The following is a 24,971-nucleotide window of genomic DNA, read 5'->3' as shown; positions in this document are numbered from 1 at the left end:
GTGTTTCAGCCTTTGATCATCGCCATGAAGGCAGGCCAAGCCTCGGGGTCGGCAGCGGTCTTGTCGCGGCAGAAGGCGTTGCAGAAGCCCCAGCGCCGACCGTCGAGTTCAAGGACATGGGTGACGGGTTTGCCCGAGTAGGGGCATGCGCTGTTTTCGGAGTCTTGTCCTTCAACAGGTTTCGCGGCAAGAGGCGCGGGGCCGGGCCAGTCGCGTGTGACATAGGGTTTGGCGTACCAGGGCAGGGTTTCGCCCCGCACCAGCCCCATGGCGCGCCAGCGGCGGAAGGCGGGATCGGAGAGGTGGGCCGCGACATAGGCCCTGGCGACGTCGCCGACGGGCAGGTTGTAGCATGCAATGCGGGCCGCGACGGGCGCGAACATCACGTCGGCGATCGAGTAGCTGCCGCAGAGCCATGGGCCATCGCCACCGCAGGTTTTGCGGGCATGGGTCCAGATCTGTTCGATCCGGGCCACGTCGGCCATCACGTCATCCGAAGGCGCGGCATCGACATAGGCCGTGCGCAGGTTCATCGGGCAATCAGAGCGCAGGGCGCCGTAGCTCGAGTGCATTTCGTTGGCCAAGGCGCGGGCAGTGGCGCGGGCATAGGGATCGGACGGCCAGAGACCGGCATCAGGGTGGCGGGAGGCCAGTTCCTCGCCGATGGCGAGTGAGTCCGAGACGACAGCACCTTCGGGTGTGATCATGGTGGGAACGGTGCGCGCCGGTGCGTAGTCCGCCAGCATCTCTGCCATCGAGGCATCACTGGAGAAATCAACCATCCGCGTCTTCACGGGGATGTCGAAGTTTTCAAACAAGAGCCAGCCGCGCAGCGACCAGGACGAATAGGCGTAATCGCCGAGAATCAAATCATAGGTCATGAGGGGAGAATAGCGCGGTATCTTCCATCACGAAAATGAAAGAATTTGACGCAATTCATCACAGATTTTGATTAATCGACTGTGCGCCCCATTTGGGCCGTGTCTGGATCGTGGTGAGGGACAGGTTGTCGATCTTGTGGCCAAAGGCCTCGTAACCGGAAAGGCCTTCGGCGCGGGCGACTTGAGTCAGGATCGCTCCGAAATGGGCCACCACCACAAGATCACGGCCCGCGTGGGCGGTCAAGAGACGGTCGATGGAGGCATCGACGCGGGCGCAGACCTGATTCCAGCTTTCGCCACCTGGCGCAGCGATGTCGCCGGGGGTCTCCCAGAAGGCGCGGGTGTGTTCGGGATCGGGTTTGCTGGCTTCCATGAAGGTTTTCAGCTCCCAGTCGCCAAAGTGGATTTCGCGCAGGCCGGCGTCATGGGACAGGCGCTGGCGGTCGCCCTGGATTGCGTCGGCGGTGTGAACCGCGCGGATCAGATCGGAACTGATCACCAGTGCGTCCTGCGGCAGGTGGTCCGAGAGGCGCGCGAGGGCAGCGGTATCCGAGAGATCGGCAGGCAGGTCGGACCAGCCGACCATGGTCTTGGCATGGGTCGGTCCGTGGCGCACGAGGAACAGGCGGCTCATGGGAGTTGTCCTTTCAGGACCATCGGCAGGCCCGCGACGACAAAGACCGACAGGTCAGAGGCGGCGGCAAGGCGTTGGTTAAGTTTGCCCTGCAAGTCGCGGAAGCGGCGGGCCAGTGCATTGTCGGGGACGACGCCCATGCCGACTTCGTTCGACACGATCACGACGCGGCCCTTGCAGGCATGGAATGCGTCGATCAGGGCGTCGGTTTCCCTGGCAAGATCGCTTTCGGCGAAGATGTGATTGCTAAGCCACATGGTGGCACAGTCGAACAGCGCCACCTGATCGGGTTGAACCTGTGCCAGCGCGGCGGGGGCGTTCAGGGGCTCTTCGAGGGTTGTCCAGTCGGGGCCGCGCATGTCGAGGTGGGCGTCGATCTTGGCCTGCATCTCGTCATCGAACACCTGCGAAGTTGCGATGTAGACACGCGGCGCACCGGTGTTCACCACGAGGGATTCCGCGAAGGCGGATTTGCCCGAAGAGGCGCCTCCTAGAACAAACGTGAGTTTCGGCAACATGTTTTTTCATCCGCGAGTGATCCAATCCGGCGCAGGGTGCGTAATTCCCATGACAAGCGCAAGCAGGAAGGACACCGCGATGACGATCCAGACTTCGGAAGCGACGACCATGATCCGGCAGGCTATGAAGGCAGAGATGTTGGATGTGGAGACCGAACAGGCCCTTGCTCGGGCGTGGCGGGATGAGCGAGATCACCAGGCACTGCACCGGTTGATCCGGGCCTATATGCGTCTGGCGGTTTCGATGGCCGGCAAGTTCAAGCGTGCCGGCGTGAGCCAAAGTGACCTGATACAAGAAGCGATGCTGGGCCTGATGAAGGCGGCGGATCGGTTTGATCCGGATCGCGGCGTGCGCTTTTCGACCTATGCGGTCTGGTGGATCAAGGCGGGCCTGCAGGATCACGTCATGCGGAACTGGTCAATTGTGCGGACGGGCTCGACAACCTCGCAAAAGTCGCTGTTCTTCAATCTGAACCGGGTAAAGGCGCAGATCGAACGCGAAGCGATGGCACATGGCGAAGAGATGGACAGCTATCAGGTGGCGGAAAAGATCGCCTCCGAGATCGGTGTTTCGCTGAGTGATGCGCAGATGATGATGGGGCGGATGTCGGGGTCTGACATGTCGCTGAATGCGCGTCAGAGCCAGGAAGAGGAAGGCCGCGAGTGGCAGGATCTTCTTGAGGATGAAAATGCCGAAGGGGCCGAGGTGGTCGAGAAGCGCCGGTCGCAATCCTTCCTGCGCAAGGAGATTGTGGAGGCGATGAAAGACCTGAGCTTCCGCGAACGCTATATCCTGTCCGAACGCAGCCTTGCGGAGGCACCGCGCACCCTTGCCAGCCTTGGCGAGGAGATCGGCCTGTCGAAAGAACGGGTGCGCCAGTTGGAGGCCGCGGCATTTCAGAAAATGCGCCGTACCCTTGAAGCGCGTGGTGTGGGGGTTCATGACTTGGTGTCATGAAGAGATTGATTCTGGCTTTGGCCCTGTGCGCCAGCCCCGCAATTGCCGAACAGATCGAGGTCGCAGACATTGCCGCCCTGCCGCCTGTTGATGTGTGGTTCCTTGGAGAGACGCACGACAACCCGTGGCATCACGAGACACAGGCCGAATTGGTGGCGGCGATAAAGCCGGGGGCCTTGGTGTTCGAAATGCTGACGGTGGATCAGATTGCCGCGCTTGAGGCGGCTTTGGCTGCGAATGCCGATCTTTTTACCGATAAGGCAGCGCTTGAGGCCGTGCTTGGGTGGAACCAGAGCGGGTGGCCGGATTTCGACATGTACTATCCGATCTTTCAGACGGCGGGGGATGCGCGCATCTATGGGGCGCAGGTCTCGCGCGAAGATGTGCGCGCGGCGTTCGCGGGCGGTGATGTGGCCGCTGTGTTCGGTGAGGGCGCGGCGGATTTCGGGCTTTTGGAGGCGCTGCCGCCGGAGCAACAGGCAGAGCGGGAAGCCAAGCAGTTGGCCGCACATTGCAATGCGCTGCCGGAAGAGATGTTGCCCGCCATGGTGATGGGCCAGCGTCTGCGTGATGCGCGGCTTGCCCAGATGGTGGAACAGGCTGGGCTGGATGGCCGCGAGCCGATCGTCGTGATCACCGGAAATGGCCATGCGCGCACCGATTGGGGCGCACCTGCGTTGGTGACGGACGTGTTGAGCAAGCGCAGTATCGCGCAGTTCGAGCAGGTTCCGGACGGGGATGTGCCGTTTGATTTCTGGGTGAAGACCCCCGAAGCCGAACGCGAAGACCCTTGCGCGGCCTTCGGGAAATCGTAGGTCTGCTTGTCTAAGTCCTGCTCTGCGCATAAGTTCGGGGCGACCAATCTGAACGGGCGGCAAGATGCTGACAGACAAACGCATTCTACTGATCATCGGGGGCGGGATCGCTGCCTATAAATCGCTGGACCTGATCCGGCGTCTGCGCGAACGCGGGGCATGGGTGACGCCTGTGCTGACCAATGCCGCAAGCGAATTCGTGACGCCGCTGTCGGTCTCGGCCCTGTCGGGCGAGAAGGTGTTTCGTGACCTGTTCGATCTGACCGACGAGGCCGAGATGGGGCATATTCAGCTGTCGCGTTCCGCCGACCTTGTGGTGGTTGCGCCGGGAACGGCGGATTTGCTTGGGAAGATGGCCAATGGGTTGGCCAATGATCTTGCCTCGACCCTGTTGATGGCGACGGACACGCCGGTTCTTGTGGCGCCTGCGATGAATGTGCGCATGTGGGAGCACCCGGCAACACGGCGCAATGTCTCGACGTTGCGGGGCGACGGGGTGATGTTCGTGGGGCCGAACGAGGGCGACATGGCGTGCGGTGAATACGGGCCGGGGCGGATGTCGGAACCTCTTGAAATCGTGGCAGCCATCGAGACGGCGCTGAAGGAAGGGCCGCTGACGGGGCGACGCATCCTTGTGACCTCGGGGCCGACGCATGAGCCGATTGATCCTGTCCGCTATATCGCCAACCGCTCGAGCGGGGCGCAGGGCAGTGCGATTGCGCGTGCGCTGACGGTGATGGGGGCAGAGGTGGTCTTTGTGACCGGCCCTGCGGATGCAGACCGTCCCGAAGGCGCGCATGTTGTCGAGGTTGAAACCGCGGCCGAGATGCTGGAGGCCGTTCAGGCGGTTCTGCCGGTGGATGCAGCGGTGTTCGCGGCGGCGGTGGCGGATTGGAAAGTGGCCAGCGCGTCGGACAGCAAGATCAAGAAGCAGGCGGGCAAGCTGCCGTCGCTGGAATTCTCGGAAAACCCCGACATCCTTGCCACCATCAGCCAGATGGGTGACGGGCGTCCGGGGCTGGTGGTGGGCTTTGCCGCCGAAACCGATGACGTGATCGACAATGCCACGGCCAAGCGGCTGCGCAAGGGGTGCGATTGGATCGTTGCCAATGACGTGAGCCCGGAGACGGGGATCATGGGGGGCAGTGAAAATGCCGTGACCCTGATTTCGGATGCAGGCGCCGAGCATTGGCCGCGTATGGGCAAAGATGAAGTGGCGCATCAATTGGCCGAGCGGATTGCCGCTGCGCTGAACTAGGGGCCTTGAACAACAGACGGGAAGGGATGCGCCGTGGTGCAGATCCGAATGACGTGGCTTGAGGATGCAGACCGGGACGTGGCCTTGCCCTCTTATGAAACCGCCGGGGCCGCGGGTGCGGATGTGCGCGCGAACTTTCCGGCGGATCAACGGGCCGGTGTTACCCTCGAGCCAGGGATGCGCGCCCTGATCCCGACCGGACTTCGTGTCGAAATTCCAGAGGGTTACGAGATCCAGGTGCGGCCTCGGTCCGGGCTGGCGTTGAAACACGGGATCACCCTGCCTAATACGCCGGGCACCATCGACAGCGATTATCGCGGGCCGCTGGGTATCATCGTGATGAACGCGGGGCAGGAGGCCTTTCACATCGACCACGGCAGCCGGATTGCCCAGTTGGTGGTGGCCCCCGTGGTGCAGGGACAGTTCGAGATGGCCGAGGACCTGAGCGAGACGGCGCGCGGGTCTGGCGGGTTCGGATCAACCGGGGTGAGCTGATGCTTTTGGTTTTTATCATCGCCGCCGTTCTCTGGGGCATCGGGATGCTGATGGGCGCGCCGGTACGGGCGCGGTGGACGATGATTGGCGTGCTTTGGGCGGCTGTTCTGGGCGCGCATCTGGTGTTGCCGGATGACAACCCGTTGCGGCTTGCGACCGGCGAAAGCCCGGTGCTCTGGGCCATGATCGGCGGTGCGGCTGTCCTGGTGGCGGCCTATCGGGCTGGTCTGAACTGGCTGCGCGCAAGGGCGCAGGCGCCTGACGAAGAGGTGTCGGACGCGCTGTTTTCCGAGACCGAGCTGAACCGCTATGCGCGTCATATCGTGCTGCGGGAAGTCGGCGGCCTTGGTCAGAAAAAGATGAAAGATGCCAAGGTGTTGGTCGTGGGAGCGGGGGGTCTTGGGTCGCCCGCGCTATTGTACCTCGCAGCGGCTGGTGTTGGCACCATCGGCGTGGTTGACGATGACGTTGTCGACAATTCAAACCTGCAGCGGCAGGTGATCCATCGCGATGACATGATTGGGACGGGGAAGGTGTTTTCGGCCGAGATGGCGATGAAGGCGCAGAACCCGTTTGTTGTGGTGAAGCCCTATAATCGACGCCTGAGCCAAGAGGATGCGGCGCAGTTGGTGGCGGAGTACGATCTTGTGCTGGACGGGACGGACAATTTCACCACGCGGTATCTGGTGAACGAGGCCTGTGTGGCGGCGGGGGTTCCGTTGATTTCGGGGGCTTTGTCGCAGTGGGAGGGGCAGTTGAGCGTCTTCCATCCCGAAAGCGGAAGCCCCTGTTATCAGTGCGTTTTCCCCGAAGCTCCGGCGGCTGGCCTTGCACCAAGCTGTGCCGAAGCCGGGGTGATCGGGCCCTTGCCGGGGGTGATTGGCACAATGATGGCTGTTGAGGCCGTTAAGGTGATCACCGGTGCGGGCGAAGCGTTGAAAGGCGAGATGCTGATCTATGACGCGCTTTATGGCGAGAGCCGGAAGATCACCCTGAAACGCCGCGATGACTGCCCCGTTTGCGGGGGCGAAAAGGGCGAAAAACCGGCGTAGGTATTACGTCGGTATTGCGTCGGTATTGCGGAGGTGCGCGCGCCGACCGTAGGACGGCCGGCGACACGTTGGGATTACAGGACCTGAGACAGGTCCGCGATCAGGTCTTCCGCATCCTCGAGCCCGACCGACATCCGGAACACGCCATCGCCGGCATAGGCGCGGTAGCTTTCCAGTTGCGCCCCTTCCAGACGGAAGGAGGTGTCCATCAGGGCATCGGTGCCCATCCAGAAGATCAGGCTGCGATGGTGGCCAAGCGAAACGGCATAGTGGATGGTTTGCAGTTTCTCGATCATCTGCTGGGCCAGCGCCTCGCCGGTTGCGGCGTCCCCCACCTGGAACGAGATCATGCCGGAGTAGTTGTCCATCTGGAGCTGGGCAAGGTCGTGCTGGGGGTGGGATTTCAGGCCGGGATAGATGACGCGGGTCACGGAGGATTGCGCCTCGAGCCATTCGGCGACGGCCTGCGCCCCTTCAGCGTGGGCGCGCATCCGCAACGGCAGGGTCGCCGCGCCGCGTGCGATCATCCATGCGTTGAAGGGCGACATGATCCCGCCGTGGTGAATGGCGGCTTCGGCGCGGATCTGGGCAATCAGCTCTGCCCGTCCGGCCACGGCACCCCCAACGGCATCGCCATGACCACCGATGTATTTGGTCACCGAGTGCATGATGAGATCGACACCAAGGGCCGCGGTTTTCTGGCCAATCGGCGAGGCAAAGGTGGCATCGCAGGAAACCAGCGCGCCCGCGTCATGGGCAAGGCGGGCGACCGCGGCGAGATCGGTCAGGCGGCCAATCGGGTTCACCGGTGACTCGGTGTGAACGAGTTTGGTGTTGGGGCGGATCGCGGCGGCCACGGCGTTGAGGTCGGACATATCGACCAGCGTGACCTCGATCCCCCATCGCGGCAGGGTATCGCGGGCCAGTTCCGCCACGCCTGCATAGGAGACGTCGGACATGACCGCGTGATCCCCCGCCGACAGGAAGGTGAAGAAGATGGCAGAGGCCGCCGCCATGCCCGATGCGGTACAGAGGCACGCATCGACGCCTTCCATCGCGGCGATTTTTTTCTCGAGCATATCGACGGTCGGGTTGCCCCAGCGGGCGTAGAGATAGGCGCTGTTGTCTTCTTCGAGATCATGTGCCGAAAAGCCCGCGACCTGATCTGTCACGAAAGTGGAGGACATGTGCAGGGCCGGGGCCGATGCGCCGGTGGCCGTGTCGGGGGCTTCGCCTGCGTGGATGGCGGTGGTCATCGGGCCGCGCGGGCCGTTGCGGTGGGTCATGGTACTCTCCCTCGTTCGGTGCCGGCAGGGTGCGGGGCGATGCGGCGCAGTTCAAGCCAGAAAGCGACATGTGATGCGATCGGGCGTTGCGGATTTCGTTCGGCGGCTTAGGTTGTGTTCCAAAGGAGAAACCCGCATGACCAACCCGCTTTTGTCCGATTGGGACACCCCGTTTCAGCTTGCCCCTTTCGACCGCATTTCCGACGCGGATTTCGCGCCTGCCTTTGAAGAGGCGTTGAAGGCCCATAGCGCGGAAATCAAGGCGATTGCAGAGAGTGACGAGACCCCGAGCTTTGCCAATACGATCGAGGCGATGGAAGCGGCGGGCGGGGCACTGGACAAGGTTCTGTCGGTGTTCTTTTCGGTGGCCGGTGCCGATAGCAATCCGGAGCGCGAGGCGTTGCAGCGCGAATTTTCCCCCAAGCTGGCGGCGCATTTCTCGGCGATTTCATCGAACAAGGCGCTTTTCCGACGCATTGCCCATGTTTGGGAGCATCGAGACGCGGCGGACCTCAGCGACGAGCAGGCGCGGGTTCTGATGCTGAGCCATCGTGGGTTCGTGCGTTCCGGCGCGGCGCTTGACGGGGCAGACGGCGAGCGGATGACCGCGATCATGGGGCGGTTGGCCGAGCTGGGCACCGGGTTTACTCAGAACCTTCTGGCGGATGAGCGCGAGTGGTTCATGGAGCTTGAGGAAGGCGATCTTGAGGGATTGCCGGGCTTCGTGGTGGATGCGGCGCGGGCTGCGGGTGAGGAAAAGGGTGTTGCGGGGCCGGTCGTGACCCTGTCGCGGTCGATCATCACGCCGTTCCTGCAGTTTTCGCCCCGGCGTGACCTGCGCGAAAAGGCCTTTGCGGCATGGGCGGCGCGGGGTGCCAACGGTGGCGAGACCGACAACCGCGACATTGCGGCGGAGATTCTGGCGCTGCGGGAAGAGCGGGCCAAGCTTTTGGGGTACGGGTCCTTTGCCGATTACAAGCTGGAAACCGAGATGGCCAAGACACCCGGCGCGGTGCGTGACCTGCTGATGGCGGTCTGGGCGCCTGCCAAGGCGCAGGCCGAGGCGGATGCGGCGGTGTTGACCGAGATGATGCATGCCGATGGCGTGAATGGCGATCTGGAAGCCTGGGACTGGCGTTACTATGCCGAGAAGCGGCGCAAGGCCGAGCATGATCTGGATGAGGCGGCGCTGAAGCCCTACCTGCAACTGGAACGGATGATCGAGGCCTCGTTTGCCTGTGCCAACCGCCTGTTTGGGTTGGAGTTCACGCCGCTGGACGTGCCGCTTTATCACCCCGACTGCCGGGCTTGGGAGGTGACCCGCAATGGCGCGCATGTTGCGGTCTTCATCGGGGATTACTTTGCGCGTGGATCGAAACGGTCTGGCGCGTGGTGTTCGGCGATGCGGGGGCAGGCGAAGTTCCCGGAGGTGCAGGCGCCAGTGGTGATCAACGTCTGCAACTTTGCCAAGGGCGATCCGGCGCTGTTGTCTTATGACGATGCCCGCACCCTGTTCCACGAGTTTGGCCATGCGCTGCACCAGATGCTGTCGAACGTGACCTATGAAAGCGTTTCCGGCACTTCGGTGGCGCGCGACTTTGTGGAATTGCCGTCACAGCTTTACGAGCATTGGCTGGAGGTGCCGGAGGTTCTGGCCGAGTTTGCCACCCATGCCGACACGGGCGAGGCGATGCCGGAAGCGATATTGCAGAAGGTTCTGGGCGCGGCGAATTTCGACATGGGGTTCCAGACGGTGGAATACGTGGCCTCGGCGCTGGTGGACCTTGCCTTTCACGAGGGGGCGGCCCCGGCAGATCCGATGGCGAAACAGGCCGAGGTTCTCGAGGGGATCGGCCTGCCGAAGGCGATCATCATGCGCCACGCCACGCCGCATTTCGCGCATGTGTTTTCGGGCGACGGCTATAGTTCGGGGTATTACAGCTATATGTGGTCGGAGGTGATGGATGCGGATGCGTTCGAGGCCTTTGAAGAGGCGGGCAGCGCCTTTGATGGCGAGACGGCCCGCGCGCTGGAGGCCAATATCCTGTCGACGGGTGGTTCGGTCGAGGCGGATGAATTGTACCGGCGTTTCCGGGGACGTCTGCCGGGGGTCGAGGCGCTTTTGAAGGGGCGCGGACTGGCGGCCTAGAGGGGCGTTGCCCCTCTGGCCCCTGTCGGGGCCATTCACCCCAGGGTATTTGGACCAAGAAGAAGGCAGGACGCCATGCCCGGTTGTCGGGCGTGGCCTTTGCGGGGTGGATCAGAGATCAAAGTCGTCGATGGTGATCTGGCGGGGGGTGATGCCTTCCAGTGTGATTTCGATGCCTTCGTGTGAAATTTGGGTGCCGCCGCCACCGGTTTGCGAGATGGTGACGCGGTCGGCAAAATTTTCAGCCGTCAGGCCAGAGATGTCGATCAGGTCGATACCGTCATCGAAGTCTTTCCAAAGCACGTTGCTGGTGCGAAGGGGGGCGTCGGGGTCGAAGGGGTTGATGGGGTAGGTGTAGAGGTCGATGGTGTCGGCGCCGGCACCGCCGTAGACCGTGTCCTGTCCTCCGTCGGTGGCGGGTCCGGGCTGGATGCGGTCATCGCCGTCGCCCCCGATCACCAGATCGTCTCCGATGGCGCCGAAGATGCGGTCATCCCCGTCTCCGCCAAGCAGGGTGTCATTGCCAAAGCCGCCAGTCAGCCAGTCGTTGCCGTCGTTGCCAATCAGAAGATCGTCACCGTCCTTGCCAAAGAGGTCGTCAAAGCCGCTGGTGCCGACAATCTTGTCGTCAAAGACATCGGTGCCGACAACTTTGCCGCCCCAGGCGTTGATCTCGTTGAATGTGGGGGTATTGAAGATGAAGTCGTCGCTGTTGATCGAGGTTGGATCAATGCCGCGCAGGATGATCTTGCTTTCGCCGAAGGTGACCACGGTCTTGGTGGCGGTGCCGAAACCTGTTTCGATGCGGACCAGAGTGTCAAAGACCTCTCGTGGGATATCCAGGGCGATTTTATCTTCGCCGGTGGTGAAATCCTTCCAGATTGTCACGCCTTTTTGCCCTGCAACGGCGAGCGTGTCCGCGCCGTCGCCCGTCACCAGGATGTCCCGCCCGGCACTGTGCAGGATAAAATCATCGCCACCGCCGGATTTTAGGCGGTCATTGCCGTCTCCGCCGTCGAGTGTATCCGCGCCTGCGCCCCCATAGAGGGTGTCGTTTCCGAGACCGCCGGAAAGCAGGTCGTCTCCGGCTCTGGCACCTAGGATGTCGGCCAGTTCTGTGCCTGAAAGCGTATCCGCGTTTCGGCTTCCGGTAATTCTTGTCATTATGTCTCCATTATCAGTTTGATTTTAATCGGCTTTCTAAAATCCGGCAGAATCATTCGCCGTGTCGGTGCGGTGGCACAATCGCTTGGAAATGTGGCGCAAGAAGGGCGTTCGGAGCGGTGTTTAGCCGTTCGGCGAAACATTGGAATTCTGCGTCCGTAGCACGCTTCCGACGGGTGGATCAGCGCAAGGTGAAGGAGTTGTGATTTGCCCGCGAGCAGGTGGATGCCGCATCAATGGAGAGTGACGAGCCATTTTGCGCGTTGCGATGTTTTCCGTCTACGAAAGGGCCGATCATGAAAATCGTAGGTTCCAGTTTTTCCCGCTGTCTGCTGGCCGTGACTGCTGTCTCATTCTTCCTGGGCGCTCCGGTTAAGGCACAAGAGGCGGACGGGGTGACGGATTATGCGATTGCGCAGTTTGGCACGCCGCCCGCCGTTGTGGATGGCCCATTGCCGGATGCGCTGGAGGCGGCGGTGCAGGTGGCCTTTGTCGAAAGCGTCACCCGTGGCGGATGGGGAGAGGCGCAGAACGCGGCCCTTGCGGAGATCGCGGTCTCGGGCGATGCGCGGCTTGCGTGGATGGTGGCGGATCTGTTGCGCTTTGTCTCGAGCCCGGAGCTGGCCTCGGCGCTGGGGGTGGCGGCTGCGCAGCTGCTGGAGGTTGATCCGCCGCGCCAGAACGAGTGGGGTGTGATCACCGATTATCTGATTGCCTGGGACATTCCGGCGCCGCCCGGATACCTTGACGTCAAGCGTACGATCTTTACCGCCATTGTTCCCGGCTGGGAGCGGATTTTCGTCGAAGGTGACATCGACTGGCGGCTGGTGTCCTGGGGCGGTGTTTTGATTGACGATCGCCCGTTCGATACGACGGATGAGCCCTGCAACTGTATTCCCGCGGCGGATAATCCGGAGGTGATCGCGGCGGCGGAGGTCAGCTGGCTTGACGATGGTGATGTGGTGTTCGGGGTTGAGGTGAACGGCGAATACCGAGCCTATCCGCGTCAGATCATGGAAGTGCGGGAGATGGTGAATGATACTCTTGGCGGGCGGTCGATCGGGATGCCCTATTGCACGCTGTGCGGTGCGGCGCAGGCCTATTTCACGGACCGGTTGCCGGAGGGGATTGAGCGGCCGGTGTTGCGGACCTCGGGGCTTTTGATCCGGTCGAACAAGGTGATGTACGACGTGAACAGCTATTCGGTATTCGACACCTTCCTTGGCAAGGCGGTCACCGGGCCGTTGGCCGAAAAGGGCGTGCAACTGGAGCAGGCGACCGTGGTCACGACGACCTGGGGCGCATGGAAAGCGGCGCATCCCGAAACCACCGTTCTTGTCGAGGCGCTGGCGCTGGGGCGGGATTTCGATTTCCGCAACGGGCGGGATGCCAACGGGCCGATTTTTCCGGTGGGCGATGTCGACCCGCGTTTGCCGGTGCATGAGGATGTGATTGGCGTGGTGACGGCCTCGGGCCAGCCGGTCGCCTTTCAGCGCAGCGCTGCCATTGCGGCGCTGACGCGTGGCGAGGAGATCGGCGTGGAGAACGTGCGGCTCAGGATGGATGCTGGCGGGGTGCGGGCCGTGGATGCGGGTGGGCGCGATCTTGGTAGCCATCAGGCGTTCTGGTTTGCCTGGTCGCAGTTCCATCCGGGCACCGCGCTTTGGCCGCAGTGATCTTTAGAACCGAAGCGGGCTGAAGGCTGCGGTCAGGCCGAGCCCGCCGCCGATGCCGATCATCGCCATGGCAAGGGCGGTGTCGTGGCTTGGCTGTCTTATCAACTGCGTAAACAAGCGGGTGGCGAGGATCGCGCCGGAGGCCCCGAAGGGATGGCCGAGGGCGATGGCGCCGCCTTGCTGGTTAGGAAGGTCTGCGGGCAGGTCAAGCTGGTCGAGGGAGGCCAGTACCTGGGCGGCGAAGGCTTCGTTGAATTCCAGATGGGTGAGCGCGTCGAGCGTGATGTCGGGGCGGCGGTGCAGCAGTTTGCGGGTCGATGCGACGGGGCCGATGCCGAGAAGGTTGGGATCGACCCCTGCGGTTGCGGCGTCGAGGAAGGCGAGGCCGCGGGACAGGCCCGCCGCACGGGCGCGTTCAGCGGAGGTTATGACAAGGGCGCTGGCCCCGTCGTTCAGGGGGCAGGCATTGGCCACAGTCACCGAGCCGTCCTTGCCGAAGGCGGGGCGCAGGCGGGCGATGCGGGGCAGGGTGAGATCGTCGCGCGGGCATTCATCGGTGGAACAGCCCTTGATGGGCACGATTTCGGCGTCGAAGGCCCCGCTGGCCTGTGCCGCCTTGGCGCGGGTATGGGATTGCAGGGCAAAGCTGTCTTGCCGTTCTCTTGAGATGTCATAGGCGCGCGCGACGTTGTCGGCGGCGGTGCCCATGTCGGGGTCGCCGATCTCGTCAGGGGAAAAGCGGGCGCGGGTGTAGGCTTCGGGGGCGCTGCCATCGCGGCCGGGCAGGGCGCGCAGGGGTTTTCGGCTCTGGCTTTCAACGCCGCCCGCGACAAAGACCTCTCCGGCACCGGCCTGTATCAGGCGGCAGGCGTGGATGACGGCTTCGAGGCCCGCGCCGCACTGGCGATCGGTGGTGACTCCGGGCACGGTGATGTCGCGCCAGGCGGTGAGAGCGGAAAGGCGGGCGATGTTGCCGCCCGGGCCGGCCGCGTTGCCAAGGATCACATCGTCGATGTCAGAGGGGGAAAACGGGGTGTCGGCAAGGGCGGCCTGCAGGACCGGGGCGGCCAGATCCTGAACGTCGAGATCCCTGAACATCCCACCAGCGCGTCCGATGGCGCTGCGGCGGGCGGCGATGATGACCGGTTGGCGATCAGGCGGTAACAGCTGCAAGGCGGGCATCCTTTGTCTCGGCCCAGGTCAGCAGCGCGGCGCGGTCGGCCTTGCCGCTGCTGGTGAGGGGCCATGCCTCTACCCGATAGAACCGGCGGGGCAGTTTGTAGCGGGGCAGGCGGATGGCCAATTGCGATTTGATTTCGGCCAGCGGCACCGCGCCGCCGACGATGGCGATGATCTCCTGCCCGCGCGAGGGGTGGGACTGGCCAAGGACCACGGCCCCCTCGACGCCGGGGATTTCGGCCAGCGCGGTTTCGATTTCCTGTGGATAGACGTTGTGGCCCGAGGTGATCACCATGCCGCCCTCGCGCCCGAGGAGCGAGAGGCTTCCGTCGTTGTTCAGCCTGCCGATGTCGCCGACCGTGGCCCAGGGGCCTTCGCGACGAAAGCCGCTGTTGCGCCCGCCCCAGAGGTAGCCATCGATGGCGAGATCGCCGCGCACGAAGATGGTTCCGGGGCTGCCCTGCGGCACTTCCTGACCATTCTGGCGGATCGAAAGCGAGACGTGCGGGAAGGGGCGTCCGACGCTGTTGGCGGGGGCCGAGGAGCTTAGGAGACCATGGGTGTTGAGGCTGACGAAGCCGAGTTCGGAGGCGCCGTAGTATTCGTGGATGCGGGCGTTGGGAAAGGTGGTGCGGGCCTTGCCGAGGATGGTGGTGTCTAGCTTGGCGCCTGCGGTGGTGATTTCGCGGATATGGTCCTGCGCGCTGCCATGCGAGATGGCGCTGAGGAGGGTGGGGACGGCAACGATCCGTCGGGCCGCGCTCAGGGCGCGGTGGGCGGCGGCGGGCTCAAAGTGGGTCAGGCCGTAGAAGGTCGCGCCAAGGTCGAGGGTTTCGGCAAAGGCGTAGAGGGTGATGCCATGCGCCAGCGGGCCGGGCGCGAAAGTGTGGGTCTGATCGGTCAGGGCAAAGGCTTCGCGGCTGGCGTCCAGCGAGATGCGCCATGACTGGCGGGAGCGGGCAAAGGCCTTGGGTTGCGACGTGGTGCCAGAGGTAAAGCCGACGAGGAAGGTATCGGATGGCACGGTCCAGGGGATGTCGGCGGGGGCCGCGAGGAAGGCGTCGAAATCACCGGTGTCCACGCAGACGGCGGGAATGCCGAGGTGATCGGCGGCGGCCAGGAGGGCGGTTTGTGTCGACAGGCAGAAGATGACGTCGGGGGGCAGTTTGGCCAGTGTCTGCTGATGCAGGGCGTCGGGCCAGTGCGGATCAAGCAGTTGCACCGCGTGCGGGGTGGCCAGCGCCGCGGCAAGCAGGGTTGCGGCGGAAGGGTGGTTGCCGGCGGCAAAGGCAAAGAGGCGGGCGTCTTCCGGGAGCAGGACATCCGCGCGGGGATGTCTGGGCAGTGCCGCAAGCGCCCCGTGCAGACGCGCGATGTTGTGGTGCAACTCACCGTAGGTCAGGGGGCTGCCGGAAATGGATACCGCCAGCGCGTCGGGGCGCTGGCGGGCATGAATGGCTATCGCGTTGCAAAGGGGCAATGCGTCTCCTTCAGAGGTTCGGGTAGGCCCTGCGCAGTCCGCGGGCGATGATGGTTGCCACAACCACCTTTACAAGATCGCCGGGGACATATGCCACCATGATCGTGATCGACTTGGACAGGCCGAGTTTGCCGACGAAGGCCATCCACGGAATACCGATGGCATACATCAGTACGATACCGCCAAGCGCGACATAGATCGCCGTGGTCAGGAAGTTGGCAGCGGGGTTCTTGGCAACAAGGTAGCCGATGAGGGCTGCGGAAAGCGGCCATGCCAGAAGGAAGCCGCCCGAGGTGCCGAAGAACAAGCCAAGGCCACCCCGTCCACCGGCAAGCAGCGGCAGGCCGACGGCGACAAGTGCGATGAAGAGAAGAAGGGCAAGGCCACCACGGCGTGCGCCGGCAACGGCACCGGCCAGCATGACGCCGAGCGACTGTGCGGTGATTGGCGGCAGGCCGAGGCCGGCAAAGCTGATCGGGGGCATGAGGCCGAGGGCTGCGGTCAGCGCGGCGAAAAGAGCGATGTAAACGATGCTCTTGGTGTCCATAATCGTGTTCCTTCGTTCGTGAGTGGTGACCCGAGGGTTGGCGCGTGTCCTAGGAAAACGGGGGACAGCCCGACAAGGGGTTTTGCCGCAGTGCAGCGGTTTTTAGGGACGATATCCTCGGGATTCGATCGCATCAGAAATATCGTCCGCCATCTTGATCGTACGGATGGCGACGGGCATGGCGACGGCAATCACCGAGCGTTCAAGGCCGCGCGCCTTTTGCGCTTCGCGGACGTCCTGTGTGATCTGGGCAAGGACGGGGATGAACCGCAGGGCAAGGGAAATCGCGAGGCCCACCTTGGCGGGGTTCACGCCAAAGGGTTTGAGGAAGCGCAGACCGCTGGTCATGGTGTCGATCATATCGCTTGATCGGGTGGTCAGGGTCACGAGGCTTGCCAGCAGGATCAGCGCAGCGAGGCGCAGCACGACATAGGCGGCGAGGGTCAGGCCGGAGAAGTACCATTGCAGGGCAAAGAACAGGGCGAAAATCCACAGGAGCGGGCGGATCTGGTTCCACGCCTGTCTGAGGGTCAGGCCGGCCAAGAAATAGAGCGCAAGCACAAGGACGGTTGCGGCCACCGTGAGCGGCAGGCTTTCGTTCAGGAACAGAAGCGTTGCGCCGATCATCAGCGCCAGCATCTTGGGCGCGGGCCGCATACGGTGCAGGAGGGATGTGCCGGGCGAATAGAGATCGAGCATCAGGACATCCGGTCCATGTAGAGTGGGATGGCTTTGGCGGGCGTGTCATCGGCGATCACGCGGCCTTCGTCGAAGACAACCACGCGGTCGAAATCATGCAGCAGGTCGAGATCGTGGCTGACGAAGATGACGGTCTGGTCAATGGCGTCCACCGCCCGCGCGACACGCCGTTTGTTGCGCAGATCAAGCAGGGTGGTGGGTTCGTCCATCACCACATAGGCGGGCTCCATCACGAGGACACCGGAGATTGCCAGAAGCTGTTTCTGGCCGCCCGACAACAGGTGCGCGGGGTGTTCGCGCAGGTCGGACATGTCATAACGCGCGAGGATTTCATCCGTCTTGCGGGTGATGTCTTCCTTGGAAAAGCCGAGGTTCTTCATACCAAAGGCGAGGTCTTCCTCGACCACGGGAAAGACGATCTGGTTGTCCGGGTTCTGAAACACGAAGCCGACTTTCTGGCGGATGTCCTTGCCGTGGGTGCGGGTGTTCTGGCCGTCGATCAGCACATCGCCCGAGGTGGGCAGCACGAGGCCATTCAGAAGCCGGGCAAAGGAGGATTTGCCCGATCCGTTGGCCCCGATGATCGCAATGCGTCGTTCGCTCAAGGTCAGCGATATGTCATGCAGGACCGTGCGGTCTCCGTAAGAAAGCGTGACGTTCTGGACTTGGATCATAATGGCCCCGTGGCTGTGATTGCGCGCTCATAACGCAATTGGGGCGCTTGTTGAAGGTGTGGATGCCTCCGGCGGGAGTATTTGCGGTGCATTGAAGGGGCGGGCGTGCCGCCCCCATCAGGGTCAGGCCATGGAAGGCAGCCAGAGCACGATCCACGGGAAGGCGACCAGAAGGGCGATGGTGATGGCGTCGGCGATGAAGAAGGGGGTGACGCCCTTGAAGACATCCTGAACGCTGAGATCATCGCGGACCCCGGCAACAACAAAGCAGTTGAGGCCGATGGGGGGCGTGATCAGGCAGAATTCGGCCATCTTCACCACCAGGATACCAAACCAGATCGCGCACATGGTCCCGCTCATGCCGAAGGTCGACTCGGCGGCCGTTACCGCTTCGCCGCCATTCAGGGCCATGACCGCAGGATAGACCACGGGCAGTGTCAGCAAGAGCATGCCGATGGCGTCCATGAACATCCCCAGCACCGCGTAGGCCAGCAGGATGCAGACGAGGATCAGCCAGGGCGACATGGTCAGGCTGGTGATCCAGTCGGAGAAGGCGCCGGGCAGGTCGGCGAAGCCAAGGAAACGCACGTAGATCAGGACACCCCAGATGATGGTGAAGATCATCACGGTGAGTTTCGCGGTTTCAAGCAGGGCCGATTTCAGCTCATTCCAGCGCATGCCGCGGTAGAGCGCCATCAGGAAGACGATGAAGGCGCCGACGGCACCGCCTTCGGTTGGCGTGCCCCAGGCGTCGCCGAAGGGATTGTAGACAAAGAAGATGATGATCACGACCACCAGCACGATGGGCAGGGCGGGCGGCAGGGATACCAGCCGTTCGCGCCATGTGAAGCCTGTGACCGGGGGACCGACGGTTTTGAAGATCATCGCGATGCCGACGATCATCAACCCGTAGACCAGCGCCGAGAAGGCACCGGGGATGAAGCCCGCGAGCAGGAGTTTGCCCACGTCCTGTTCGACGATGATGGCGTAGATCACGAGGATGGCCGACGGCGGGATCAGCGAGGCCAGCGTGCCACCTGCCGCAACGACGCCAGCGGCGAACTGCTTGTTGTAGCCGGACTTGAGCATCTCGGGGATGGCGATCCGCGCGAAGACGGCGGCGGTGGCCACGGAGGCGCCGGAGACGGCGGCGAAACCTGCAGTGGCAAAGACGGTCGACACCGCGAGGCCGCCCGGCACCCAGGCGATCCAGCGTTTGGCTGCTTCGAACAAGGCGGTGGTCAACTTGGCATAATAGGCGAGGTAGCCGATGAGAATGAAGGTCGGGATCAGGCTGAGGGCCTGGCTTGAGACCTTGGAGTGGGGAACGGAACCGGCGACCTGGATGGATTTGCCGAGGGCACCGTCCCAGATTTCGCGACGTTCGTTCCAGTAGAGGAATTTCTCGGGCGCGTAGCCCATCTTGGACCAGAAAATCCAGACGATGCCGATAAAGCCTGCAAGCGCAGCGGCAAAGGCGACGCGCATCCCCAGAACGACAAGCAGCAGCATGCCGCCGGTGACCCAGAGGCCGATGGTGATATTATCCATTGTCGGTGCCTCCCAGCGCGTCGGCTTCGGCGCGGGCCTGTTCCTCGATGCTTTGTACAAGCGGCACGGCGACGGGGGTCGGCAGGCCAAGGACAAGGGCGCGGCCATAGCCCCAGACCTGGATCATCAGGCGCAGGCAGAGGACCGAGAAGGCCACGGGTACGATCAGTTTCGACGGCCAGATCGGCAGGCCGATGTCGATGGAGCTGTCGCGCGAACACAAGGGGCGTGCGCAGTCGAACGACCGGTCGAAATGGGCCCATGACCCCATGACAAGCGCGATGATCAGCAGGAGGATCAGGGTCACCGAGAGCAGTTCGGCTGCCCAGAGGGCGCGGCCCTTGAGGCGGCCAATCACCAGATCCATGCGGATATGGCTGCCGTCGCGCTGGACATAGGCGATGCCCATGAAGGCGATGAGGGGCATCAGGGCTTCGATCCAGTCCACGTAGCCCGCCAGTGGCGAAGCAAAGAACTTGCGTCCGCCGACCGAATAGGCGGCAAGGAACATCAAGCTGAAGACGGCAAGGCCGCTCAGGAGTGCAAAGAACTGTTCTAGCTTGAGAAGCTGCTTGTCGAGACGGCTGAGCAAGCTGCCATCTTCAAGCACGGCGGAGGAACCGGCCATGTCCATCCCCTTTGTACGTCAAAATGCAGACGACCCCGGCAAGCGCCGGGGCCGTCGAAGTCATGCTGGATCAGTTGCCCGCGCGGTGGTCGGACAGGGTTTTCACGACGAGGTCATAAAGCTCCTGACCGGGCAGGCCCTGGGCTTCCATGTCGGAAATCCACGCATCACGGATCGGGTCAGCAGCCTTGGCGCGGAACTCGGCGATGACATCATCGGAGATCTCGACTTTCTGGACGTTTTTCTCGGCCAGAACGCCATCCCACTTTTCAAGAAGGGTGCCGTAGTTGGCGAGATAGTGGTCGAGGGCTTCGGGGATCGAGCTGTCGAGCGCGGCGCGTTCGGAGTCCGAGAGGGCCTCATAGGCGTCGATGTTCACCACAACCGGGCAGTTCACGGTGCCGGGGTTGAGGTTTGCCGTCCACCAGTCTGCCTGGTTGATGGTGCCAAAGGCGAGGTGGGCGTGTTGGGCAAAGGCCACGGTATCAACAACGCCGGATTCCATTGCCTGATAGGCTTCGGTAGCGGTGACCGAGGTCGGCACGCCGCCAACGGCTTCGAAGGCTTTGCCAAGGCCGCCGGTTGCGCGCACGCGCATGCCGTCGAATTCCGCCAGCGTATCACGCGGATCGCCGGTGCCGACCAGGTTGTACTGTGGCATGGGCGAGGTCATCAGCAGCTTGGCGTTCCACTGTTCCATTTCTTCGGCAGCCGCAGGGTGACCGTAGACAGCCATCGAGACGGCGACTTCCTCTTCGAGGTTGGAGACGCCAAGGAACGGCAGTTCCAGAACGGTGATGACGCGGTTCTTGTCGCGGTGATAGCCAGCGCAGAACTGGGCCATTTCGAAGGCACCGATCGAGATGCCATCAAGGTTCTCGCGGTTTTTCGACAGGCCACCGTAGCTGATGTTCATGGTGAACTCGCCGTTGGTCTTGGCCGAGACCAGTTCGGCGAGTTTTTCCACATGTTCGGTAAAGGCGCGGCGTTTGCCCCAGACCGATACGTTCCATTCGGTCGCGGCCGCTTCGGACGCGAGACCAAATGCACAGGCCACCAAGGTGGCTTTACCCAAAAATCGTTTCATAATTTTCCTCCCAGTGTGCCGATCTTTTGTCGGCACTCGCAACAAGTTAGCGCGCGGGGGGGAAGGTGGGTATCCGTATTTTTGGGTAGGGATCAGACGTAGTAGATGTCCTTGAAGACGTGACGAACGATGTCTTCGCGCTTGATGCCGCGTGCGGCCAGTTCTGCATCGCTCATTTGCTGCAGGCGATTGGCTTTCTCGGCACGCGAGTTGGCTTCGCCAATTGCGATCAGAAAGTTGCCAACGGCAACGAAGGGCGCAGCAAGAACGCGCAGGATGGAGTTATGTGCCGGAGCATTTACTGAGATATGTGCCATTTGGACCCTCGAATTTCTAACGTTGGTCCTCCCTTGCGCTGAAGGTAGGTCACACTTGTTGACGTTACCAGTGACAGTTCGACATGGCCGCCTTGCACCTGCTGCAAGTTGCTGAATCACTGGGCAAATTGTGAACCAAAGTCCGAAACGGAAAACGCCCGCGAGTGTCGCGGGCGTCTGTCCTTTTGGCGTGGCCTGTTAGGGTTATTTCTTGGTCGCGCTGGTCGGCTTTGGCATCGCCGGCGGTTTCGAGGGCGCGCGGGTCCGCTTGCGGGCGGGTTGCGGAGTTTCGGGGGGCATTGTCTCGGCTGTCTTTTTTGACGTCGCCTTGGAGGCAGTTGCCGCCTTGGTTTCGACGGGCTGTGTTTTGGGCGCGGGTTTTGGAGCCGCCACTTTGGACGGAGCCTTTGCCGGTGCCGGTTCCGCTTTTTTCGCAACCGGTGCTTTAGGAGCTGGCGTTGCCTTGGCGGTGGGGGCGGGTTTTGCAGGGGCGGCTTTGGCCTTGGCCGGGGTTTTCGGCTTTGCGACCGTTTTTTGCGGCGCGGGTGCGGCCTTGGCCGCCGGCTTGGCTTTTGGTGCCGGAGCGGGTTCCTCGGAGGGGGAGGGTTTCAGGGCCGCCTTTCTGGCCGTAGTCTTGGGCTTGGGGGCCGGCTTTGCGACCGGTGCCGCCGGAGTGGATTCGATGTCGTTCAGCGCTTTGCGGGTGATCAGAAGCGGGTGCGCCTCGAGCATTGCGCGGCCCACGGCATAGGAGAACCGCATCTGGCGCTCCATCAGATTTGCGACCACGAACATGTTGTTCATGGCACCGGTGTATTGAGAGGTGAGAAAGTTCGTCATTGTTGGTCTCCAGTCATTGGACGGACCGGGCAAAGATCCGGGAGAGTGGGTTGGTCCACGCGAAGTTTTGAAAAAAGTCATCGGCGCACCCAGGCCAGTCGCGCGACGGAGGCCACCACAAGGCCGCCAACCAGAAAGGGGAGCCAGGCCGGGGCGTCGGGGCCCGTCGAGTGAATCACGAAGGCATCTGCGGCGGCGGGTGTGGCCAGCAGCACGGCAGGGAACAGGGCAAGCGGCTTCATCTAGGCTCTCCTTGGCAGGGTGCCAATTGGGGGATGCGTTTGCGAAAGCGGTGGCAAAGAGAACGGAGTTCTTTGGTCAAGGAAGTCATGGGAGAAACCCCGCTCGAACGCTGCCATGGGCAAGCAGGCAAAGCGGGGACCGTGCGTGATATCTGCGCCAAAGGATGAATGGCGACCTCCTTGGTTTGGTCTATTCTGCATGTGCAGCATGACAGAATTGAAACGGGATGAGCTGTTTTTGCCGTTTTGGGCGGATTTTTGCTTGGTTTTGATGGCCGTGCTACAGGTTTGGTGAAAAAACAGGCAGGAATATTGCTGCGTTGCGGCACGGCTGATGTGAAGACCGGATTGCACTTTCTGCCGCCAAACTCCATTTTCCCGCTCAAATCGAATCGTTTTCGCCTGTCGGGCGCTGGGGGCCTCACATGACTTTCGACCGTTCCATCAAAATCGCACCATCCATCCTGTCGGCGGATTTCGCCAACTTCGGACAGGAGATCCAAGCCATCGAGGCGCAGGGTGCGGACTGGGTGCATGTGGATGTGATGGATGGCCACTTTGTGCCGAACCTGACCTTTGGGCCGCCGGCGGTGAAAGCGTTCCGTCCGCATGTGAAGACCTTCATGGACGTGCATCTGATGATTGCGCCCGTTGATCCCTATATCGAGGCCTATGCCGAGGCAGGTGCGGACATGATCACCGCTCATGTCGAAGCCGGCCCGCATATTCACCGCACGCTTCAGGCGATCAAGGCGCAGGGCGTCAAGGCGGGGGTGTCGCTGAACCCCGGCACGCCGCTTGAGAGCATCGAACACGTGATGGACCTTGTCGACATGGTGCTGATCATGACGGTGAACCCGGGCTTTGGCGGTCAGAAATTCATCCATTCGGGTGTCGAAAAGACCCGTCGCTGCCGCGAGATGATCGGCGACCGTCCGATCCATATCCAGATTGACGGTGGTGTCACGACTGAGACTGCGCCTTTGGTTGCCGCTGCCGGGGCCGATGTGCTTGTGGCAGGCTCGGCCGTGTTCAAGGGCGGCAGCGTGGAGAAGGCGGATGTCTACGGCGAGAACATCCGGGCCATCCGCGCCGCAGCGCAGGCGGCACAGTAACAGCGTTTCCTGTCGATCTATCTCTTGTGAAGGCCCGTCGGTCCCCGGCGGGCTTTTCTACGTTCTGGGGTCATTCGCGCAATTCGTTGTCGAACACGCCCCAAAGCGCGGTCTTGGGGGCCCAGCCTTTGTAGCCGCCCGAGGTGAGCTTGCACCATTCCTTGAGGCATTCGCCAAGGCGGGCGACGACGCCCATTTCCAGCAGCGCGGTTTCAGGCGACTGGGGGTCGGGGCGTTGGGTCAGGGGCAGCATGTCCTGTTCGACGATCACCGTGCGGACGCCGGACAACAGCGAGTAGTGCACCCAGCCCCCTGCGCCCTCGATATCCTGGACACGACGCCAGTGGCCGTATTCGGCGGTGATCTGGAGCGGCATGGACCGACGGGTGAAAACCCAGTCGATGCGGTGGGTCAGGGATGGGCCGCGACGGACATTGGCCTTGCTGGCTTTCAGCGAAACATAGCGCGGCAAAGGCAGGTTCGTGACCGGACCGCGAACTTCCTCAGCGAGAAGTCCGTTCGAAAACAACACTATGCCTGCCAAAAGGGCCAAGCCGAGCCGCTGTGTCATTCTGTCCGCCATGTCTTGTGTGTTTTCTGCCGTTTATTCCGCCGCAGGTTCTTGTGCCCCGTCGACGTGTGAGGCAGTGTGTCATCAACTGGATGATTTGGAAAGGATTGGGAGGTCCGCATGCCAAAGGAACGTCTGAGTGTTGTTGTTACGCGACGCTTGCCGGACGCTGTCGAAACCCGGCTTTCCGAGCTTTTCGATGTACGGCTGCGCGATGACGATGCTCCCATGTCTCGGGGCGAACTGGTGGACGCGATGCGCGACGCCGATGTTCTTGTTCCCACACTGACCGACAATATCGACGCCAACATGATTGCCGCTGCGGGCGACCGTCTGAAGCTGATCGCGAACTATGGGGCCGGTGTTGACCACATTGATGTCGAGACTGCGCGCCAGCGCGGTGTTCTTGTCTCCAACACGCCCGGTGTTGCGGCTGACGACACGGCCGACATGACCATGGCGATGATCGTTGGTGTGACTCGTCGCATCCCGGAAGGATTGCGGATGATGGCCTCTGGCGATTGGCACGGCTGGGCGCCGAATGCGATGCTGGGTGGCCGGATTGGTGGCCGTCGTCTGGGTATTCTGGGCATGGGGCGCATTGGTCAGGCGGTTGCCCGTCGCGCCAAGGCCTTTGGCATGCAGGTGCATTATCACAATCGGCGCCGTCTGCGTCCGGAGATCGAGCAGGAGCTTGAAGCGACTTACTGGGAGAGCCTTGACCAGATGGTCGCGCGGATGGATGTGCTGACGATCCATTGCCCGCATACGCCGGGGACGTTCCACCTGATGAACGCGCGTCGTCTGAAATTGATGAAAGAGGGGGCTTACCTGATCAACACCTCGCGTGGTGAGGTGGTTGATGAGAACGCGCTGGTGCGCGAGTTGAAAAGCGGCGAGATCGCGGGGGCCGCGCTGGACGTCTATGAACACGGCGTTGAGGCCAATCCGGATCTGATTGCCATGCCCAACGTGCACCTTTTGCCGCACATGGGGTCGGCCACGATCGAGAGCCGTCTCGAGATGGGCGAAAAGGTGATCATCAACATCAAGACCTTCGACGATGGGCACCGTCCGCCGGATCTCGTGGTTCCGGCCATGCTGTAACGAAGGCACAAGCTATTGTCGGTCGTGCGCGATGCGTGCGGCCGGTTT

At 62.5% G+C, this 24,971-nt stretch carries 26 protein-coding genes; 9 read left to right on the top strand and 17 right to left on the bottom strand.

The genetic code is table 11. The features are described 5' to 3' along the window. Positions 1–5 precede the first annotated feature (5 nt). From ABWV42_RS09415 to cobU, 3 genes are read right to left on the bottom strand one after another with little or no spacing between them, the layout of a single operon-like run. Positions 6–881: a glutathione S-transferase N-terminal domain-containing protein gene (locus ABWV42_RS09415; RefSeq protein ID WP_353339899.1), complete on the bottom strand. Its 876-nt coding sequence runs from the start codon at positions 879–881 to the stop codon at positions 6–8. A gap of 58 nt (positions 882–939) precedes the next feature. Further along, positions 940–1,515: a histidine phosphatase family protein gene (locus tag ABWV42_RS09410; protein WP_255103400.1), complete on the bottom strand. Its 576-nt coding sequence runs from the start codon at positions 1,513–1,515 to the stop codon at positions 940–942. Then, positions 1,512–2,033, bottom strand: coding sequence for a bifunctional adenosylcobinamide kinase/adenosylcobinamide-phosphate guanylyltransferase (gene cobU, locus ABWV42_RS09405; protein WP_255103399.1), 522 nt, complete (start codon positions 2,031–2,033; stop codon positions 1,512–1,514). Before cobU ends, ABWV42_RS09410 begins: the two co-directional genes overlap by 4 nt. A 79-nt stretch (positions 2,034–2,112) precedes the next feature. Here cobU and ABWV42_RS09400 point away from each other — a divergent pair, with 79 nt between their 5' ends. The 5 genes from ABWV42_RS09400 to ABWV42_RS09380 all read left to right on the top strand — a co-directional run bounded on the left by ABWV42_RS09400 (position 2,113) and on the right by ABWV42_RS09380 (position 6,611). Next, positions 2,113–2,991 carry an RNA polymerase factor sigma-32 gene (locus ABWV42_RS09400; RefSeq protein WP_255103397.1) on the top strand — a complete coding sequence of 293 codons (879 nt, stop codon included), beginning with the start codon at positions 2,113–2,115 and terminating at the stop codon, positions 2,989–2,991. After that, positions 2,988–3,806: a ChaN family lipoprotein gene (locus ABWV42_RS09395; protein ID WP_353339898.1), complete on the top strand. Its 819-nt coding sequence runs from the start codon at positions 2,988–2,990 to the stop codon at positions 3,804–3,806. Before ABWV42_RS09400 ends, ABWV42_RS09395 begins: the two co-directional genes overlap by 4 nt. Before the next feature lie 64 nt (positions 3,807–3,870). Beyond that, on the top strand, positions 3,871–5,064 hold the full coding sequence (gene coaBC / locus ABWV42_RS09390; RefSeq protein ID WP_353339897.1) for a bifunctional phosphopantothenoylcysteine decarboxylase/phosphopantothenate--cysteine ligase CoaBC: 1,194 nt from the start codon (positions 3,871–3,873) through the stop codon (positions 5,062–5,064). Between the two features lie 33 nt (positions 5,065–5,097). Further along, positions 5,098–5,559 carry a dUTP diphosphatase gene (gene dut / locus ABWV42_RS09385; RefSeq protein WP_353339896.1) on the top strand — a complete coding sequence of 154 codons (462 nt, stop codon included), beginning with the start codon at positions 5,098–5,100 and terminating at the stop codon, positions 5,557–5,559. Then, positions 5,559–6,611 carry a HesA/MoeB/ThiF family protein gene (locus tag ABWV42_RS09380; protein ID WP_353339895.1) on the top strand — a complete coding sequence of 351 codons (1,053 nt, stop codon included), beginning with the start codon at positions 5,559–5,561 and terminating at the stop codon, positions 6,609–6,611. The genes dut and ABWV42_RS09380 overlap by 1 nt, the downstream gene beginning before the upstream one ends. Positions 6,612–6,685: 74 nt before the next feature. On the opposite strand, the gene ABWV42_RS09375 is transcribed toward ABWV42_RS09380, so the two are convergent. Then, a complete protein-coding gene (locus tag ABWV42_RS09375; RefSeq protein WP_353339894.1) occupies positions 6,686–7,897 on the bottom strand; it encodes a trans-sulfuration enzyme family protein in 1,212 nt (403 codons plus the stop codon). Between the two features lie 136 nt (positions 7,898–8,033). On the opposite strand from ABWV42_RS09375, the gene ABWV42_RS09370 reads away from it, so the two are divergent. Beyond that, positions 8,034–10,046, top strand: a complete 2,013-nt coding sequence (locus tag ABWV42_RS09370; RefSeq protein WP_353339893.1) for a M3 family metallopeptidase — start codon at positions 8,034–8,036, stop codon at positions 10,044–10,046. Positions 10,047–10,157: 111 nt separating this feature from the next. Here the strand turns inward: ABWV42_RS09370 and ABWV42_RS09365 are convergent, their stop codons facing one another. Further along, positions 10,158–11,210, bottom strand: a complete 1,053-nt coding sequence (locus ABWV42_RS09365; protein ID WP_353339892.1) for a calcium-binding protein — start codon at positions 11,208–11,210, stop codon at positions 10,158–10,160. A gap of 296 nt (positions 11,211–11,506) precedes the next feature. Between ABWV42_RS09365 and ABWV42_RS09360 the strand changes: the two genes are divergently transcribed. After that, a complete protein-coding gene (locus ABWV42_RS09360; RefSeq protein ID WP_353339891.1) occupies positions 11,507–12,886 on the top strand; it encodes a DUF3179 domain-containing (seleno)protein in 1,380 nt (459 codons plus the stop codon). 3 nt (positions 12,887–12,889) lie between these two features. Here ABWV42_RS09360 and ABWV42_RS09355 read toward each other — a convergent pair whose 3' ends face one another. The 11 genes from ABWV42_RS09355 to ABWV42_RS09305 form a co-directional block, all read right to left on the bottom strand. Continuing rightward, complete coding sequence (locus ABWV42_RS09355; protein WP_353339890.1) at positions 12,890–14,059, bottom strand: thiolase family protein; 1,170 nt, start codon at positions 14,057–14,059, stop codon at positions 12,890–12,892. Further along, positions 14,040–15,545 (bottom strand): AMP-binding protein, encoded by a 1,506-nt coding sequence (locus tag ABWV42_RS09350; protein WP_353339889.1) that lies wholly within the window; start codon positions 15,543–15,545, stop codon positions 14,040–14,042. Before ABWV42_RS09350 ends, ABWV42_RS09355 begins: the two co-directional genes overlap by 20 nt. A 10-nt stretch (positions 15,546–15,555) precedes the next feature. Then, positions 15,556–16,092 (bottom strand): biotin transporter BioY, encoded by a 537-nt coding sequence (locus ABWV42_RS09345; protein WP_353339888.1) that lies wholly within the window; start codon positions 16,090–16,092, stop codon positions 15,556–15,558. A gap of 102 nt (positions 16,093–16,194) precedes the next feature. Further along, entirely contained in the window at positions 16,195–16,791 is a 597-nt protein-coding gene (locus tag ABWV42_RS09340; RefSeq protein WP_353339887.1) for an energy-coupling factor transporter transmembrane component T family protein, read from the bottom strand. Further along, positions 16,791–17,465 carry an energy-coupling factor ABC transporter ATP-binding protein gene (locus tag ABWV42_RS09335; protein ID WP_353339886.1) on the bottom strand — a complete coding sequence of 225 codons (675 nt, stop codon included), beginning with the start codon at positions 17,463–17,465 and terminating at the stop codon, positions 16,791–16,793. The genes ABWV42_RS09340 and ABWV42_RS09335 overlap by 1 nt, the downstream gene beginning before the upstream one ends. A gap of 123 nt (positions 17,466–17,588) precedes the next feature. Beyond that, the gene (locus tag ABWV42_RS09330) at positions 17,589–19,016 is read right to left on the bottom strand and encodes a TRAP transporter large permease (protein WP_353339885.1); all 1,428 of its coding nucleotides are present in this window, start codon (positions 19,014–19,016) and stop codon (positions 17,589–17,591) included. Further along, positions 19,009–19,644, bottom strand: a complete 636-nt coding sequence (locus ABWV42_RS09325; RefSeq protein WP_255103366.1) for a TRAP transporter small permease subunit — start codon at positions 19,642–19,644, stop codon at positions 19,009–19,011. The genes ABWV42_RS09330 and ABWV42_RS09325 overlap by 8 nt, the downstream gene beginning before the upstream one ends. A gap of 70 nt (positions 19,645–19,714) precedes the next feature. Further along, positions 19,715–20,731, bottom strand: coding sequence for a C4-dicarboxylate TRAP transporter substrate-binding protein (locus ABWV42_RS09320; protein WP_255103364.1), 1,017 nt, complete (start codon positions 20,729–20,731; stop codon positions 19,715–19,717). A 92-nt stretch (positions 20,732–20,823) separates the two neighbouring features. Continuing rightward, positions 20,824–21,048, bottom strand: coding sequence for a hypothetical protein (locus tag ABWV42_RS09315; protein WP_255103363.1), 225 nt, complete (start codon positions 21,046–21,048; stop codon positions 20,824–20,826). A gap of 204 nt (positions 21,049–21,252) precedes the next feature. Beyond that, the gene (locus ABWV42_RS09310; protein ID WP_353339884.1) at positions 21,253–21,888 is read right to left on the bottom strand and encodes a hypothetical protein; all 636 of its coding nucleotides are present in this window, start codon (positions 21,886–21,888) and stop codon (positions 21,253–21,255) included. Between the two features lie 77 nt (positions 21,889–21,965). Next, positions 21,966–22,130, bottom strand: coding sequence for a hypothetical protein (locus ABWV42_RS09305; protein WP_353339883.1), 165 nt, complete (start codon positions 22,128–22,130; stop codon positions 21,966–21,968). A gap of 425 nt (positions 22,131–22,555) precedes the next feature. Here ABWV42_RS09305 and rpe point away from each other — a divergent pair, with 425 nt between their 5' ends. Continuing rightward, positions 22,556–23,245, top strand: a complete 690-nt coding sequence (gene rpe, locus ABWV42_RS09300) for a ribulose-phosphate 3-epimerase (protein ID WP_255103355.1) — start codon at positions 22,556–22,558, stop codon at positions 23,243–23,245. Positions 23,246–23,315: 70 nt separating this feature from the next. On the opposite strand, the gene ABWV42_RS09295 is transcribed toward rpe, so the two are convergent. Then, a complete protein-coding gene (locus tag ABWV42_RS09295) occupies positions 23,316–23,816 on the bottom strand; it encodes an SH3 domain-containing protein (protein WP_353339882.1) in 501 nt (166 codons plus the stop codon). Between the two features lie 120 nt (positions 23,817–23,936). On the opposite strand from ABWV42_RS09295, the gene ABWV42_RS09290 reads away from it, so the two are divergent. Then, positions 23,937–24,923 (top strand): 2-hydroxyacid dehydrogenase, encoded by a 987-nt coding sequence (locus ABWV42_RS09290; RefSeq protein ID WP_255103352.1) that lies wholly within the window; start codon positions 23,937–23,939, stop codon positions 24,921–24,923. Positions 24,924–24,971: the final 48 nt, after the last annotated feature.

This window comes from Pelagimonas sp. KU-00592-HH (genome assembly GCF_040369695.1).
In the GTDB taxonomy this organism is placed as follows: Bacteria; Pseudomonadota; Alphaproteobacteria; order Rhodobacterales; family Rhodobacteraceae; genus Shimia.
Note: the sequence above shows the minus strand (reverse complement) of the source record. Positions and strands in the feature narration are given on the sequence as shown.

Coding starts and splice junctions, on each gene's coding strand:
- ABWV42_RS09415 (WP_353339899.1), bottom strand. CDS start 881: ATGACCTATGATTTGATTCTCGGCGATTACGCCTATTCGTCCTGGTCG.
- ABWV42_RS09410 (WP_255103400.1), bottom strand. CDS start 1,515: ATGAGCCGCCTGTTCCTCGTGCGCCACGGACCGACCCATGCCAAGACC.
- cobU (WP_255103399.1), bottom strand. CDS start 2,033: ATGTTGCCGAAACTCACGTTTGTTCTAGGAGGCGCCTCTTCGGGCAAA.
- ABWV42_RS09400 (WP_255103397.1), top strand. CDS start 2,113: ATGACGATCCAGACTTCGGAAGCGACGACCATGATCCGGCAGGCTATG.
- ABWV42_RS09395 (WP_353339898.1), top strand. CDS start 2,988: ATGAAGAGATTGATTCTGGCTTTGGCCCTGTGCGCCAGCCCCGCAATT.
- coaBC (WP_353339897.1), top strand. CDS start 3,871: ATGCTGACAGACAAACGCATTCTACTGATCATCGGGGGCGGGATCGCT.
- ABWV42_RS09380 (WP_353339895.1), top strand. CDS start 5,559: ATGCTTTTGGTTTTTATCATCGCCGCCGTTCTCTGGGGCATCGGGATG.
- ABWV42_RS09375 (WP_353339894.1), bottom strand. CDS start 7,897: ATGACCCACCGCAACGGCCCGCGCGGCCCGATGACCACCGCCATCCAC.
- ABWV42_RS09370 (WP_353339893.1), top strand. CDS start 8,034: ATGACCAACCCGCTTTTGTCCGATTGGGACACCCCGTTTCAGCTTGCC.
- ABWV42_RS09365 (WP_353339892.1), bottom strand. CDS start 11,210: ATGACAAGAATTACCGGAAGCCGAAACGCGGATACGCTTTCAGGCACA.
- ABWV42_RS09360 (WP_353339891.1), top strand. CDS start 11,507: ATGAAAATCGTAGGTTCCAGTTTTTCCCGCTGTCTGCTGGCCGTGACT.
- ABWV42_RS09345 (WP_353339888.1), bottom strand. CDS start 16,092: ATGGACACCAAGAGCATCGTTTACATCGCTCTTTTCGCCGCGCTGACC.
- ABWV42_RS09340 (WP_353339887.1), bottom strand. CDS start 16,791: ATGCTCGATCTCTATTCGCCCGGCACATCCCTCCTGCACCGTATGCGG.
- ABWV42_RS09335 (WP_353339886.1), bottom strand. CDS start 17,465: ATGATCCAAGTCCAGAACGTCACGCTTTCTTACGGAGACCGCACGGTC.
- ABWV42_RS09330 (WP_353339885.1), bottom strand. CDS start 19,016: ATGGATAATATCACCATCGGCCTCTGGGTCACCGGCGGCATGCTGCTG.
- ABWV42_RS09325 (WP_255103366.1), bottom strand. CDS start 19,644: ATGGCCGGTTCCTCCGCCGTGCTTGAAGATGGCAGCTTGCTCAGCCGT.
- ABWV42_RS09320 (WP_255103364.1), bottom strand. CDS start 20,731: ATGAAACGATTTTTGGGTAAAGCCACCTTGGTGGCCTGTGCATTTGGT.
- ABWV42_RS09315 (WP_255103363.1), bottom strand. CDS start 21,048: ATGGCACATATCTCAGTAAATGCTCCGGCACATAACTCCATCCTGCGC.
- ABWV42_RS09310 (WP_353339884.1), bottom strand. CDS start 21,888: ATGACGAACTTTCTCACCTCTCAATACACCGGTGCCATGAACAACATG.
- ABWV42_RS09305 (WP_353339883.1), bottom strand. CDS start 22,130: ATGAAGCCGCTTGCCCTGTTCCCTGCCGTGCTGCTGGCCACACCCGCC.
- rpe (WP_255103355.1), top strand. CDS start 22,556: ATGACTTTCGACCGTTCCATCAAAATCGCACCATCCATCCTGTCGGCG.
- ABWV42_RS09295 (WP_353339882.1), bottom strand. CDS start 23,816: ATGACACAGCGGCTCGGCTTGGCCCTTTTGGCAGGCATAGTGTTGTTT.
- ABWV42_RS09290 (WP_255103352.1), top strand. CDS start 23,937: ATGCCAAAGGAACGTCTGAGTGTTGTTGTTACGCGACGCTTGCCGGAC.